This is a genomic window from Patescibacteria group bacterium (assembly GCA_040753135.1).
GTDB lineage: Bacteria > Patescibacteriota > Minisyncoccia > UBA6257 > Brennerbacteraceae > JBFMGR01.
This window is the reverse complement of record JBFMGR010000003.1, coordinates 1-14,431: the sequence shown is the minus strand read 5'-3', so window position 1 is coordinate 14,431 and position 14,431 is coordinate 1. Positions and strand designations below refer to the sequence as shown.

The 14,431-nt window shown below is 40.5% G+C and carries 9 protein-coding genes, 2 tRNA genes and 2 pseudogenes; all 13 read right to left on the bottom strand.

Features of this window, described 5'->3' with window-relative positions; all coding sequences use genetic code 11:
• Positions 1-309: 309 nt before the first annotated feature.
• The 13 genes and pseudogenes from AB1721_01210 to AB1721_01150 all read right to left on the bottom strand — a co-directional run bounded on the left by AB1721_01210 (position 310) and on the right by AB1721_01150 (position 13,865).
• Complete coding sequence (locus AB1721_01210; protein ID MEW5805333.1) at positions 310-630, bottom strand: hypothetical protein; 321 nt, start codon at positions 628-630, stop codon at positions 310-312.
• A 108-nt stretch (positions 631-738) separates the two neighbouring features.
• A tRNA-Thr gene (locus tag AB1721_01205) sits at positions 739-809 on the bottom strand.
• Between the two features lie 15 nt (positions 810-824).
• Positions 825-1,931, bottom strand: a pseudogene (tgt, locus tag AB1721_01200) (tRNA guanosine(34) transglycosylase Tgt).
• Positions 1,932-2,017: 86 nt separating this feature from the next.
• Positions 2,018-2,500 (bottom strand): DUF5680 domain-containing protein, encoded by a 483-nt coding sequence (locus AB1721_01195; protein ID MEW5805332.1) that lies wholly within the window; start codon positions 2,498-2,500, stop codon positions 2,018-2,020.
• Between the two features lie 7 nt (positions 2,501-2,507).
• Positions 2,508-2,579, bottom strand: a tRNA-Gly gene (locus tag AB1721_01190).
• Complete coding sequence (locus tag AB1721_01185) at positions 2,570-2,911, bottom strand: septum formation initiator family protein (protein MEW5805331.1); 342 nt, start codon at positions 2,909-2,911, stop codon at positions 2,570-2,572. Before AB1721_01185 ends, AB1721_01190 begins: the two co-directional genes overlap by 10 nt.
• Positions 2,912-3,039: 128 nt before the next feature.
• Positions 3,040-4,953 (bottom strand): translation elongation factor 4, encoded by a 1,914-nt coding sequence (gene lepA / locus AB1721_01180; protein ID MEW5805330.1) that lies wholly within the window; start codon positions 4,951-4,953, stop codon positions 3,040-3,042.
• Positions 4,934-6,610 (bottom strand): murein biosynthesis integral membrane protein MurJ, encoded by a 1,677-nt coding sequence (gene murJ, locus AB1721_01175; protein MEW5805329.1) that lies wholly within the window; start codon positions 6,608-6,610, stop codon positions 4,934-4,936. Before murJ ends, lepA begins: the two co-directional genes overlap by 20 nt.
• A 63-nt stretch (positions 6,611-6,673) precedes the next feature.
• Complete coding sequence (gene prfA / locus AB1721_01170) at positions 6,674-7,735, bottom strand: peptide chain release factor 1 (GenBank protein MEW5805328.1); 1,062 nt, start codon at positions 7,733-7,735, stop codon at positions 6,674-6,676.
• 235 nt (positions 7,736-7,970) lie between these two features.
• A pseudogene (rpmE, locus tag AB1721_01165) lies at positions 7,971-8,168 on the bottom strand (50S ribosomal protein L31).
• A 972-nt stretch (positions 8,169-9,140) separates the two neighbouring features.
• Positions 9,141-10,610, bottom strand: a complete 1,470-nt coding sequence (locus tag AB1721_01160; GenBank protein ID MEW5805327.1) for a lytic murein transglycosylase — start codon at positions 10,608-10,610, stop codon at positions 9,141-9,143.
• Between the two features lie 20 nt (positions 10,611-10,630).
• The gene (locus AB1721_01155; GenBank protein MEW5805326.1) at positions 10,631-11,311 is read right to left on the bottom strand and encodes a 50S ribosomal protein L25; all 681 of its coding nucleotides are present in this window, start codon (positions 11,309-11,311) and stop codon (positions 10,631-10,633) included.
• A 289-nt stretch (positions 11,312-11,600) separates the two neighbouring features.
• Positions 11,601-13,865 carry an ATP cone domain-containing protein gene (locus tag AB1721_01150; GenBank protein ID MEW5805325.1) on the bottom strand — a complete coding sequence of 755 codons (2,265 nt, stop codon included), beginning with the start codon at positions 13,863-13,865 and terminating at the stop codon, positions 11,601-11,603.
• Positions 13,866-14,431 lie beyond the last annotated feature (566 nt).

The following is a 14,431-nucleotide window of genomic DNA, read 5'->3' as shown; positions in this document are numbered from 1 at the left end:
CACTTGAAACTTGAAGGGCGGCACTTCTGCCTGCGGCGCACCTGCGCCGCAGGCAGAAGTTGCCAAAGCTATTAAAAAAAGAAGAGTAATTATCTTTTTCATTTTGTGCCCACCTCCTTGGAGGGCAAGAAAAAAAATCCTAACCAGACGCTTGGTCAGGCCAGAAAACGCCCTAAACAATATTTAACGCGCTTTCTGGCTTGGCCTAAATGTTATTTAAAAGAGCAGAAAACACCAATCCCCTGGTGCTTAATCTCATAACATACAAATAAATATCTGTCAAGAACTGAAGAGAAAATTTTGAACCGCTTATAAAGATTTCTCGAGTTCTATTCTTTGTTTTAACTTTGATAATTGTGCTTTTAATTTTTTTACAGTTTCAGAATGGCTCTCGGCAAATTGCTCGGAAACTCCAGTTTCAAGAATCTCCAAAAAATTAGAGTAATTAGAAACCAAATCCACTGGTGTTTTATTCTCGGGCAGAGACACTTCTTCTCCGGTTAAAAGAAATTTTTCCAGATTGGAAATCTTTTCCTCTAACAGGAGCAGGATTGTGTCAATTAGATCTTCGATATCAACTCTCAATTTATCTAAGTTTTCTTGACCACTTGGGTTTTTGAACTTTTTCATAAATAAAATAATAATTGCGGTTCGTTAAAAAATTATTATAACACAAATCAAAAACTTAAAAACTCCAAAATGAATTCCAAAAATCCTTTTGTCCCGCGAATTAATTTGAGCCTCCAGTCAGAATCGAACTGACATCTACGGTTTACGATACCGCTGCTCTGCCATTGAGCTATGGAGGCAATTAAAATGAAAATTCATAGCCTTCTCAACTCTTCAATTACTTTAGCATAAGTCCTTAGATTGTGAATCGTTGCCAGTCTAAAAGCTAAAGTTTCATTAATCTTGAATAAATGGCGCAGATAAGCCCGGAAATAATTCTGGCAAGTATGACAGTCACAAAACTTTGAGATTGGCTGATTGTCCTGATAATATTTCTCTTTGTCAATGTTCAAATAACCAAAATATTTTTCTGGATTTTTGGCTTTAATTGCCTTTTCCGGCTTGCCGGTAAAAACATATAATCTTTGGTGCCGAGCGTCGCGGGTTGGCAAAACGCAGTCAAAAATAGAATACCCGATTCCGAAACAATAAATAATGTCTTCGGGCTTCCCCACCCCCAAAGCATATTTGGGCAAATTATCAGGCATTAAACCGGCAACATATTTCAAAATCGGCTTGTCCAAGCGGTTATTTTTCATTGGCCAACCGCCAAAACCATAGCCGTCAAAACCGATTTTTATTAGCTCTTGAGCGCAGAGTTTTCTTAATCTTTTATTATCATTGCCCTGGATTACTCCAAACAAAAGCGGCCTGTTTGCATCAGACAGCTTTCTTCTTCTTAGCTGTTTTTGAAACTCTTGTTTAGATCTTTTTGCCCACTCAATTGTCCGTTTAACTGATTGTTCAATCTTTTTAACGCTTGCTTTTATCTGCGGACAATCATCCAAACAAATCATAATATCTGCGCCTAAAGCAAACTGCATCTGGATGCTTTGTTCCGGAGTGAATAAATGCCTTTTCGGCTTTTTTATCCCGCCGGAATAAAAAATTACGCCATTATCATTTATTTTGCCCTGTCCCCTTTCATAAACTAAAGACAAAACCTGAAACCCGCCTGAATCAGAGATAACTAGGCCATTGAAATTCATTAAGTTTTTTATCCCACCAGCTTTTTCAAAAAACCGGCTGCCTAAATCTGTTTGAAGGTGAAAAGTGTTAACAACAATGCCTTCAATGCCAGTTTTTTTCAAATCAACCGAATCCAAGCTCCGAACCACCGCCCGGGTGCCATCAGGACAAAAAATCGGCAAAGAATATTTTTTGTTTTTGATTTTAAGATATTTCACTCTACAAAAATCTAAGTTGAATTTACAATAGTAATCTTTTCATATTTGTCAGTGTAAGAGTATTCTAATATTCTTAAGAACATTGGAATAGTTTTATCCCGCTACGCGTTTCTGCTAATCACCAAACCGCCAATAATATCCTGAAAGAAAACCAATTCATTTTTCAAGAATATCTTTTCCCGAGCATAAAAACAGTTCATATCACCCTCAAAATCAAAAGTGTATTTCCATTCATTTTGGAGATATTCGCTTGGCCCGCGCACCGGCAAGTCATTCGCTTCTTTCAAATCTTTTTCCAGCATGGCTGATTTAAGAAAAGAAAATATCTCGTTTGTTCTGTCATAATATTCTTTTATTGTTTTGCCAGAATAAGCGTAAGTCCAAACTGGTTTATCCTGAAAATAAACCACGGTCATGCCCGGAGCCTGGAAATGACCAGCGTAACTGTCTCTTAAATACCAGTCGCCTTTTTGATATTCCAATTCAATAAACCCGGGACGTTGGGATTTAACTTCTTTCCCGTTACCAGCATAAGTATGGACAACTGATTCCCTTAAAAACGATTTAAGATCTTCTAAATTCATATCTTTGAGCGGCAGACCGGATTTGAACCGGCGACCTTCTGCTTGGGAAGCAGACATTCTACCACTGAACTACTGCCGCGAAAAAACCTTTAATATTTTATCAAAGAAGCTCTGACGAGCCGGAGTTGGTTCTGGAATCGGTGAAGGCGAAACAAAAATCACCAATTTCTCGCCGGGTTTAGTGTAGTTAAGCTTTTTTCTCACTTCCAACTCCTTAACCGCGTCTAAGGAAATATGCTCCAATAAAGCCCCCAACTCCTGATTTTCAGTCTCCAGACTCAAGTTTTCTGCTTCAAGCCCTTGATAGCGCCGGGCCAGTTCCTGATGTTTAACCCAGGCGCTGATAAAACTCAAAAGCAAGATTGGCGTCACTGCCAACAAAATAAAAGCAAAAACTTTTTTTGAAACCATAAATTCATTTTAGCATGAAACATAAAGCATTGAGCATAGCGCATGGAACATGAAACACAAAACATTAAATATGAAACATAAGAAATTAACATGCTCCATGATTCTTGATTCATAATTCATGGTCTGAATTATTTCGTGGCTTTGAAAACCTCAAAAAACACTTCGTTTGGCACCTGAACTTTCCCGAATTTAGCTAACCGCTTTTTGCCTTTTTGCTGTTTTTCCCAGAGCTTCATTTTTCTGGTTCGGTCGCCGCCGTACAGATGGCCGGTGACATCTTTTTTCATCGCTGATAAAGTCACCCGGGCAATAATTTTTGAACCAATTGCCGCTTGGATCGCTACGGCAAAAGCTTCCCGGGGCAAAAGCTCTTTAATCTTTTCAATCGTCTGCCGACCGATTGAATCGGCTTTTTCTCTTGGCACAATTCTGGCAAAAGCATCAACTTTCTCATTGGCAATTAAAATATCCAGTTTAACCAAATCGCCGGCTTGCCAACCCGAAACTTCGTAGCTCAACGAAGCATAACCCCGAGAAGCGCTTTTTAACTTATCATAAAAATCCAGAATAATTTCGGCTAAAGGCAGATGAAAATTAACCAAGACTATTTCATTAGACATGTTTTCCAGCCCTCCGGCCCAGCCCCGATTCAGCTGAACCAAGCTTAAAACTTGGCTAAGATAAATATTGGCGACGATTATCTCGCCTTTAACCCAGGGCTCTTTAATCTCTGAAATCTTGTCAGCTGAAGGCAGATCATTGGGGCTGAAAATTTCTATTTCTTCGCCGGCTTTTAAAATTACTTGATGCTTAACCGTGGGAATGGTAATTATTGGATTTAACTGGTATTCGCGGCGCAATCTTTCTTTAACAATCTCTAAATGCAAACTGCCTAAAAACCCCAAACGAAATCCCTGTCCCAGAACTTCCTGTTTCTCTTTGGCAAAAAATAAAGCGGCGTCATTTAGTTTGAGTTTTTTCAAAGCATTTTCTAAAAGCTCAAATCTGTTTGTATCTTCGGGATAAAAATTAACAAAAACCAGGGACTGGGGTTCTTGATAGCCGGGCAAGGGAATAATATTGGAAATTGAAAACTGGGAATTGGGAATTTTTACCACCGTATCCCCCACCCTAACCAAACTTGGGTCTTTAATTCCGGTAGCGATATAACCAATCTCTCCCGCAGACAAAGAACCAACCGGAGTTAATTTAGGCTTGAATATGCCTAATTCCAAGATCTCGGTTTCTGCGCCGGAAGCGAAAAGCTTGATTCTATCTCCTTGTTTAACTTCACCGTCAACTAAACGAATACAAGCGACTACGCCTTTGAACGAATCATAAAAAGAATCAAAAACCAAAGCCCGAAGCAAGGCTTCTGGTTTACCTTGGGGCGGCGGAATCTTTAAAATCACTAACCTTAAAAGCTCGGCCGCGCCCTGGCCGGTTTTCCCTGAAACCTCTAAAATCTCTTCTGGTGAACAGTTGATTAACTCGGCTATTTTGCTTTTCAGCGCTTCTAAATCAGCTTTAGAGTGATTAAGGTCAATCTTGTTAACCGCGCCAACAATCGCCAGATTTTGCTTTTGGGCTAAATGAAGATTGGCTAAAGTTTGGGCCTGAATCCCTTGAGTGATATCAACCAAAAGAATCGCGCCTTCAACCGCGGCCAAAGACCTGGAAACTTCATAAGTAAAATCAACATGACCGGGAGTGTCAATCAAATTCAACACAAACTCTTGTGTTGAATTTGCAATTTCTAAATCCGAATTTCTAATTTCTAAACCTTTAGAATTTTGAGTTTTGGATTTGTTTAGAATTTCGTGCTTAGAACTTAGAATTTGCGGACGGTAGGTCATTCTTACCGGCTGCATTTTAATGGTTATTCCCCGTTCTCTTTCTAATTCCATCTGGTCCAAAAACTGATTCCGAAATTCACGCTGACTGACTGCGCCAGTAAGCTCTAAAAATCTGTCTGCTAATGTACTCTTTCCGTGATCTATATGAGCGGTAATGCAGAAATTTCTAATCTGTTCTTGGTTCATAATTGGATCTTTGGTTGGGAAAAAACAAAGAAAAGTCTGAAAAACTAACCAGTTTAAGTTTGAAGCCAATCAATAAACTGATTAGGGTTAATCCCAGTTTAATCAAGGCCTGAAAAATAAAACTTTGCCGGGCTAAAATCGGCAGAAAACTAAAGCCGAAAAAACCGATCAAGCCGGGCAAAGCCAAAACTGCGCCCCAATACCAGCCGGTTTTAATTCCTTGAGAAAAAAGATTTAAGCGGCTAATCTTTGTTTTCTTTTTAAAAACCAAGAACAGATATAGGCAATCAAATAAAAACCCCAAGCTAAAGCCCAAAGATAGACCAACCACGCCAAGAGGTTTTGAAAAAATCCAGACAAGAGGAATTTTAATCAAAAAAGCAGAAGCAAACATTGAAACAAAAGGATCTTTAGTGTTGCCGGTAGAGAAAAAAGCCCGGATTAAAAAAGTAGTTAAGGCCTGGGCTGGCAAGAAAATAGCAAAAACCACCAGAGTCAAACTGGTTAACAACTGATCTTGAGGAGTAAAACTGCCATAACCAAAAATTAATCTGACCAGTTCTTGGCTGAAAACAGCTAAAAGCAAGGAAACGGGAATAATAATTAAGCTAATTTTCTGGAGCACCGAATCAAAAATATCAACAAATTCCTGCTTAAATCGGGGATCTTGGCTCTCTTGGTAATTGGCCCATTTTTCAGATAAATAAGGAAAAGCGGCGGCAGTTAAAGAGAGAACCAGGATTGTCAAGGGGAAAGACTGCAAAGAATCAGCCAGATTATAAATTCCTAAAGCGCCGCCGGCCAGCAAACTGGAAACTGAAGTAATCCAGAACAAAACCAGGTTATTCGCCAAAATCGTAAAAGTTCTCGGCACCATTAAATAGAACATTTCCTTGAGATGAACTAGGGCTCTTTTAGAAAACGATAAAACAAACCCCAGACTCTTTAGGCTGGGCAGTTGAATCAAAAGATGAAGCAAGGCGCCAAGCACCACGCCCCAGCCAACACCATTGATTCCCCAAAAATTGCTTAGCCAGACAATGCCGAGGATTATTCCTAAATTATAAAAAACCGGCGCCAATGAAGAAACAAAAAACTTTTTAAAACCCTGCAGGGTAATAGAAAACAGATTAGAGCCAGCCAAAAGTATCGGCTGAAGCATCAGTATTTTAAGCAAAACAGACAACCGCTCAAGGTCAAGGGAGGAAAACCCCGGCGCCACTAATCCGGCGGCTTGTTCTGAAAAAATAAAAACTAATAAAGCAAAAAAACCAAAGAACAAAGAAAAAACTCCAAAGATGGCGCTAACCATTTCCCAGACCTCTTGTTTACCTTTTTTTATTGCTCGGGCAAAAACCGGCATAAAAGAACTGGAAAGGGCGCTAAAAACTAAAATGCTGTAAAGAAAATCCGGAATCCGAAAGCCGGCAAAATAAATATCCAGGTCCCGGGTGGCGCCAAATCTGGCTGCCAACAAAGTATTTTTCAGCAAGCCAAGCAGAGTGCCAATCAGAGTTGAACCGCCAATGATTAAAGCGCCGGTTTCTAAACTTTGAGAAGAAAAATTAAGCCATTGAAAAAATCCCGGGGCCCTTTCCCTGTCTTTTCCTGTTGGTTCAATTAACTGATTTTTAAGCTCTGATTCTGACAAATTCAAAAAATTAATCCAATCAATATCTTAACATTTTAAAATCAATCCGACTTTAAAGCTTTAAAAGAATTAATTTCGGCCTGATTCAGACAAAGAAGAAATAATCAAGTCAAGATCGCCGGCTAAAATCTTCTGAATATTTTTCCAGGATTCACCGACTCGGTGATCGGTAATCCTGTCTTGAGGGTAATTATAAGTTCGGATTTTCTCCGACCGTTCGCCAGTGCCAACTTGGGTTCGGCGCTCAGAGCTGATCTTTTCCTGCTGTTTTTCCTGTTCAATTTGATAAAGTTTCGCTTTGAGCATTCCCAGGGCCCGTTCTTTATTTTGGTGCTGGTGCCTTTCTGACTGGCAAGCAACAACAATTCCGGTTGGCAGATGTTTAATCCTAACCGCAGTTTCCAGCTTATTGACATTCTGGCCGCCGGGGCCGCCAGATCGAGTAAAACTAATTTCTAAGTCTTTTTCCTCCACCTCAACTGAAACATCTTTCAAAACCGGTAAAACCGCCACGGTCGCAGTCGAAGTATGAATCCGGCCGGATTTTTCTGTTTCTGGAATCCGCTGGACCCGATGAACTCCGCGTTCATATCGGAGCAAAGAAAAAACTTTTTTGCCTTTTATCTCAACCACTACTTCTTTATAACCGCCAAGCTCATCGCGGCTCTCGCTTAAAACTTTGAAACTCCAGCCGTTTTTTTCAGCATATCGCTGGTACATTCTAAATAAGTCCAGGGCAAACAAAGCAGCCTCGTCTCCGCCGGTACCGGCTCTAATCTCTAAAAGAATCTCGTTGGCTGTTGTTTGTGCTTTTTCTTCCCCGGCCAATGCTTCAACTTCCTTTTCTAACTCCCTGAACAAAGAAATTTTTTCCTGTTCTAATCTGGTTTTTTCTTCTTCAGCCAATTTCAGCAGTTCCTGGTCTTTTTCTTTGCCAAGAAGTAAGTTGGTTTGCTGAACTGCTTTTTCTAACTTTTCCAGTTGGCTAATTTTCTCTGCCAGGGGTGAGAGCAAAGAAAATCTTTTAGCTGCTTGCTGATATTGTTTTTGGTCTTGAATAAAATTAGAGTCGGCAATTTTTTCTCCTAATTCAGCAAACTCTTTTTTTAGTTCTAAAAAAGATTCTTCCATTCTTAAAATTTTTTAATAGGACAGTTTTGAAAAAATCTCCGGCGCAAAAATTACCGCCAGAATAAAGAAAAAACCTCCGGCCAGAAACGAGTTAAATCAAGATTTATTTTTTTGCTTTTTGTTTAGGGGCAGATCTAGAACCGGCTTTAGGTTTTGCGGCTTGTCTTTTTTGCTTCTTTGCTTGACGCTTTTGGGTTTTAGAAATAGTTTTTCGTCCCGCTTTAATCTTTTCCGCTTTTTGAATCTTGGCTTTAATTCGCTCAACCCGGCCGGCAGTATCAATCAGTTTATCTTGGCCGGTAAAAAACGGGTGGCATTTAGAACAAACATCCACTGACAAACTTTTCTTAGTTGCCCCAATCTGAAAAACTGCGCCGCAAGCGCATTTTATCTGGGCTTCAGAAAAATATTCCGGATGAGTATCTTTTTTCATTATTTAATAAAATAGCATATTTTTAAGATAAAAACAACTTAAACCCTAATAACCTCGGATTTGAAAACAGTGGAAAAAGACTGAAAATTATGTTATAATTTATTTTAAGAAGGACCGAGGAGTCGGGCATTGACAATCTAATTGTTAATGTCAGGAAAGTCCGGATACCCGCCAATTTTGTTCACGAACTTGCGAGTGATGACAAAATTGAGCGTCCGCCGAAGTTTTAACGTAGGCGGACCCGCCGTCGCTAAAGCTATGGCGGGGCTCAAAATTGTATCTTCGCTTTGCTCAGACAATTTTGGCAAACGCAGCGGGTAATACCCGTCACCGCAGCTTCGCTGCGGAAATCCTAAATCCAAAATCCTAATTTCTAAACAAATTTGTTTAGGATTTAAGGATTAGGGCTTAGAATTTCCACAGCGGAGCTGTGGTAGAGGTGCGAACAGAGACGATTTAATTCGAAAGGATTAAATCATCCTTCAAAGCTTTAGGCTGCGGAGGATGCAGCTCAGCAATAAAGCACTTGTCTCTTCTCGTTCCCTAAAGGAGCAATAAGAGAAATTCAGCTAAAAACTGAGGTGAAACGGCTAAATCCTTGCGGGGTACAAGATCGTATCCCTTGTACGTAGCACAAGGAAATTCCAAGCACCAAGCGCCAAATTACAAACAAATTCCAATATCAGAATCTCCAATTTTCAAAACAGTTTTCCCGCCAAAGGCGGGTCGGCCTCTGGCTGAGGATTTTGGTCATTGGTAAATTAGAGGTTATTTGGAGCCTGGGATTTAAAAATTAGGATTTTCTCGCGCTACGCGCGAGGGGGGTGTCGCTTGAGCCTGAGAGTAATTGAAGGCCTAGACTAATGACTCTTTACCCTAAGTTTATCAAAGGGGAAACAGAATCCGGCTTACGAGTCTTTCTTAAAAAGCAAAAAGCCCTTTTGGGCTTTTTGCTTTTTCTTTTAACCGGTCTTAAAAAAATAAAGAGAAATAAAAATTATCTACCCCGGCCTGTTTCAAAATCTGGATCTGATTTTCATAGTAACGAGCTAACTCCATCACCCGATCTCCATAAGAATAGAGATAATAGCGCCAGCGGCCGCCGGCGTAATATTTAGCCGCGGCAATCCTTTCATTAGTATAATTAGCATTGCTAGCTCCGGCATCAGACAAGTAAAGCGAGGTTGCTAAAAAAGCGTCGCGCGGATTCCAAGGCGAAGGCATAGTCCCGGTAATTTTTTGAATCCTGTCTTTATAAATCATCCAAGTAGAAGGAATAAACTGGGCAATACCCATAGCGCCGCCATAAGCTCCGTCTGACAAAATCGGACAGGAAACCGGCACTGAATCAGGATCTAAGCCCAATTCTTGGGTAATTTGCAGAAAAGCCGGCTTGTCTCTGGTCGGGTGCATAGCTGTTTCCCAGTTGCATCGGCCGACATTTTTACCCAGAGCTGACTCTTTATCCAAAACTGCCAGCAAAAGAGCAGGCCGAACACCGGTCTGCTGATAAGCAAACTCGGCATATTTCAAAGCATCGCCGAATTTAATCTCCCCGCCGCCAATCAGCCGATAAAGCTGGGCCCTAATCTCTGCCGCAGTTTTTTCCGATTCTTTTAATAATTTCTGATAAGCAGCTTCCTTGCCTTTAGTAGCTGCTAAAAGCTTATCTTTTTCTGCTTTTTTCCCGGCTAACTGGGATTTCTGGGCTTCTTGGAGCCGAAGCAAAGCCGCCTGGTCTTCTCGCCGGTCAATCCAACTGGTTCGCTGGCCCTCTAAACTAACTTTTAACTCTTTGATTAAATTCAAATCTTTTTGAACCTCAACCTGAATCGCTGTTTGAGCGTTAATCTCATCAAAAAACTCGGATAAAGAATTGCGACTAACCAAAACTTCCAAAAGCGAAAGCTGGTCGCTTTCATAAAGAGCTTTTAAAGAATCTGCCAAAAGGGTTCTCTGTTTATCAATTCTTGATTCAGAATCTTTAATGCCAAGACTCAAATCATTAATCCTTAAATTTAATCTTTGGATTTCCAAATCAATTGCCTTAATCTGCAGATTAAGTTTGGCGATGGTGCTGTCTAAAATCTTTATCTCGTTAGCCAAGGTTTTTTTCTCGCCTTGAATGCCTTGAATGGTGTTTTCATAACCTTGAATCTGGGACTCAATCTCGCTTAATTTTTGCTCCAACTCCCTTCTCGCTTCTAAGGCGTCTAAGGTGTCCGCAAAAGAAACAGAGATCGGAGCGGAGACAAAACCAATCTGGCTGCTTAACAAACCCAAGCCGACAAAAAAACCAGCCAGAGCTTTGATCAACCCGGGATTAACCGAAGTTTTCTGCCTTAGGCGCAAAATCAGATTGTCAGACTGACTTGAAGATTTGTTTTCAGAAGAAGAATAAGAAAAACCGGGTCTTTTCTTAATATCAATAATCGTACGCATCAAGTAAATTAATTCGGGGCTTATTCAGCTGGGGCGGCCTCTGAAGCTGCTTTGGCTTCAGTTGTTTTTTCTTCTTGGCTCTCCCCGCCTGCCCCAGTCCCTGCCTCTTCTGCTGCAACTGGTTCTTCAGCAACAACTTCTTTAGTTGGTTCAGTTACAGAAACAACCGGGGTTTGGGGATCAAAATGGCAAACCACTCCTCCGGGCAGGTTCAAGTCTTTAACATAAATAGTTGAATCAAGGTTTTCTAAAACCGAAACATCAACTAAAATTTTCTCGGGAATATTAATCGGCAAACACTCAACTTCAAGTTCATTCATATTAGAAACAATCACGCCGCCCTGATCAATGGCCGGAGCTTTACCGATAAACTCAATCGGCACTGAAAGCTTAATTCTTTTCTTGCTGCTGAACTGATAAAAATCTATATTCAAAATCTGATCCTTTAAGCTGTCTTTTTGAATCTCGTGGATTAAAACATTGTCAATCTCTGCCTTGCTATCTAAAATCTTTAGCCTGAACGGCTTGTTCTTGGGGGCTGATTTGAGAAACTGCAAAAACTCAGCTTGATCAACAGTGAAAACCTGATTTTCTGTTTCCGGTCCATACAAAACAGCCGGGATTAACCCGTTTTTTCTTAGAGTTAGAGGATTTCTCTCTTCTGATTTTCTTAATTTAACGCTTAAACTAAGTTCTGGCATAATAGACAATCTTAGCTTAAAAACCGAGATTATTCAACCCCAAAATTTTATTGCTTCATTGTCTCATTGTTTCATTGCTATGTCCTCCTGCCAATTTACTAATCTGTACTAATAATACTAATAAGATTGATTGGTGATTATTAGCAATAATTCATAAATTAGTAGGGTTTTGTTAGGAATTATCCGCCAAAGGCGAACCCCCGCCAGGGGCTGACAAGCGCTTCTGGAGGAAAAATTGTCTCGCCTGGCGGGATTTAGCAAGCAAGAAAAATTAAAAAATAAAAATGGATTAAAGAATCAAATCGCAAACTCCGGCCAAACAAGCAACTTCCTGAGCCGCAGTGGTCAAGTCTTCTTCTTCATAACGGTAAATTTTGGAAAAATCAATTTCAGGAAAATCTTGATTAAGCCGGTCATATTCCTCTTTAGAAATCTCAACATAAGGCATCTGGTCGTATTGAGCATCAAAACTCGGCAAAAAAGTCATCCCGCCGATCTTGTCCTGGTGCTGCCAAACCCATTTAGCAATATCAAGCAATTCATCAGGAGAATAGGTTACGGTAACGCTTGGATTGTGTTCAGTCCAATTTTCCTTAACTTTAAGCCAATAACGGCATTGATCCAAAGCAGTTAAATCTTTTCTGACCACGGCGCCCGGAGGCGACTTAACCGGAAAATGAGCCACCCAGGTTCGGGCCAATTCTGGCGATTGGTTATTCTCCGGATCCATTGGCACACCCGCATCTCGAAGAACTTTAAATACCGGCGTATGGGCGCCAACCCGAACATTCCGGATATAATATTTTGACCAGCGAGCATGGACTCCGGAAGAACAATCTAAAAGTTGAGAAGAATTGCCCGAAGGCTTAACACAAGTAACTGCAGCCGACTGGTTAATCCCCAAAATCCTGGCATATTTTTTGTTGGTTTCAATTGCCACTTGCCTAAGTTTTTCCATCGCTTTCTCATCTCTGAAGGCCGGGCAATCCATCTGGCCATTGATATCAACTCCTAAAAGCCGCTCTTCCTGGCAATTTTTCTTCCATTCCGGCCGCAGACCGGGAAAATTGGTTGCCATTGACTGAATTGTCCCGATAATTGCGGCAATTTCAACTTTTTGTTTTAAACTCTCAAAATCATCTTCTTTTCTAGCAACGGCAATAGACAAATTGCAAAACTCATACGGCCGAAGAATAATTTCACCGCAAGGATTGGTGCCAAAATCAGCCGGCCGGCGACGTTTAGGAACTGTGTTTTGGGCCGCCCAGCGAGAAAAAATCCCCGGTTCACCTCTGGCAGACTCATCCATTTCTAAAATAAACCGGGTTATTTCAGCCTGAGACAACTCCCGTTCTGGCCAAACCATTGAATTGTTTGCATTCCATCTCCGCTCATTGCCCTTTATGTTTTCCCCGCTTTTACATAATCTCATCTCGGTGTCATCAAAATCAAATAAAGAAATCATTGCCGTTCTTCTTACTCCGCCGGAAACAACCGCATCGCCAATCGCGCACATAATATCATGGGCATCAATCGGTCTTAAAAAACTGCCCTGCCTTGAAAGAATCTTACTCCTGGCAAACTCTAACATTTTTCTTAACGGCTCTGGTCCGGAAGCTCGACCGCCTTTAGTCCGCAGCGGCGCTCCGGCTGGCCGGACTTGAGAAAAATCATACTCAATATCTTTACCAGCAAACCAAAGTTCTAATCCCTGTTTTAAAGCGCTGGCCCAACCTTCAGTAGAATCAGGAATAACAAACTTAACCGGCTTCCCTTGTTGCTGCCTTTTAATCCGAGGCAGATTTTCAACATATTTTTTTTCAACTGAAAAACCAACTCCGCACCCAGCCATAGAGATAAGCAGGGCTTCAACAAAAGAATCCAAACTGTCAACCGGCAAATAAGAGCAGTTATAAATCGCCATATTGTTCCGCCGAGCCGCCGGACCAGCCATTGCTAACAATCGCATTGACGGCATTGCTTTCATCTCCAAAATAAAATGATGAAGTTTTTCATAAACTTCTTTGGATAGTCTTTCTTCTGAAAGCTCTTTCAGAAAGTTCACTGCCCGATTGACTGTTTCTATCCAGGTCTCTCTTCTGCCTAATTCATAATTAAAACGAGAGTATTTGTCATAAAACTGGAATTTCTGCAACGGGCTCGGAAAATACTTATCTGAATCAGTAAATGCCCCCCTGACTTGTTCGGGAATCGGCCTTTGCTCTCTGAGCTTGGCATGTTCAAGCCGATAAATAATGTACCGCTTGGCCGCTTCATATTCTCCGGCTGCTTGCAGGACTGTTTCCACCACATCCTGAACCTGCTCAACTGTCGGCTGGTCATATTTAGCTGAAACAATATTAACCACTTGGTTAGTTAAATCTGGGATTGGAATTCTCGGCTCTTTGTTAAAAGCTTTAAAACAACGGCTGATTGCTGACTCAATCTTCCCCGGTTCAAAAGATGCCACCTGCCCATTCCGCTTAATAATAGTTTCTGGCGGTTTAATTTTTGCTGACTGCCAAGAAATCTTTTTTGCCGTTGTTTTTGCCATAGTTTTATTTTTGTTTTTAATTGCTTATGGAATTTTATAATAAATCAAAACCACGGCCTGTGGAAAAAATCCAAGGCAAATACTTGAATTTTCTAAGATAATAAAAAAGAAAAATGGCAGAGATGTCAACCTCAAAAATTAGAATAATGAATTATGAATCAGGAATTATGAATAGGGTTTTTCTAAAATCTATAATCTGAAATCTTAAGCTATTGGCAGATATTAGTAATAATTCGTAAATTAGCAGGGTTTTACTGGAAATTGTAAATTGAGAATCCATCTTATTCACAACAATCTTGACGATCGTTAAGATGGTCGTAATAAGCAGATTTAAAAAAATTAGAGGTAAAAAAATAAATGGATTAATGAATAGGTGTATTAACAAGCTACAACCACAGTAGAAAAAACCTCTTTTTAGAGGTTTCTTCTACGTTCTGTCTCTTTCTGTTTACAAACTTACTGATTGATTATCGGAATTGTCTCAAACCACTTAAACTCCTGGATAACCACTAACAGGTGTTTGGTGACTGTGTCTTCGCCGTTTTCACAGGAAAGAGTGTATCTGA

Coding starts and splice junctions, on each gene's coding strand:
- AB1721_01210 (MEW5805333.1), bottom strand. CDS start 630: ATGAAAAAGTTCAAAAACCCAAGTGGTCAAGAAAACTTAGATAAATTG.
- AB1721_01195 (MEW5805332.1), bottom strand. CDS start 2,500: ATGAATTTAGAAGATCTTAAATCGTTTTTAAGGGAATCAGTTGTCCAT.
- AB1721_01185 (MEW5805331.1), bottom strand. CDS start 2,911: ATGGTTTCAAAAAAAGTTTTTGCTTTTATTTTGTTGGCAGTGACGCCA.
- lepA (MEW5805330.1), bottom strand. CDS start 4,953: ATGAACCAAGAACAGATTAGAAATTTCTGCATTACCGCTCATATAGAT.
- prfA (MEW5805328.1), bottom strand. CDS start 7,735: ATGGAAGAATCTTTTTTAGAACTAAAAAAAGAGTTTGCTGAATTAGGA.
- AB1721_01160 (MEW5805327.1), bottom strand. CDS start 10,610: ATGCGTACGATTATTGATATTAAGAAAAGACCCGGTTTTTCTTATTCT.
- AB1721_01155 (MEW5805326.1), bottom strand. CDS start 11,311: ATGCCAGAACTTAGTTTAAGCGTTAAATTAAGAAAATCAGAAGAGAGA.
- AB1721_01150 (MEW5805325.1), bottom strand. CDS start 13,865: ATGGCAAAAACAACGGCAAAAAAGATTTCTTGGCAGTCAGCAAAAATT.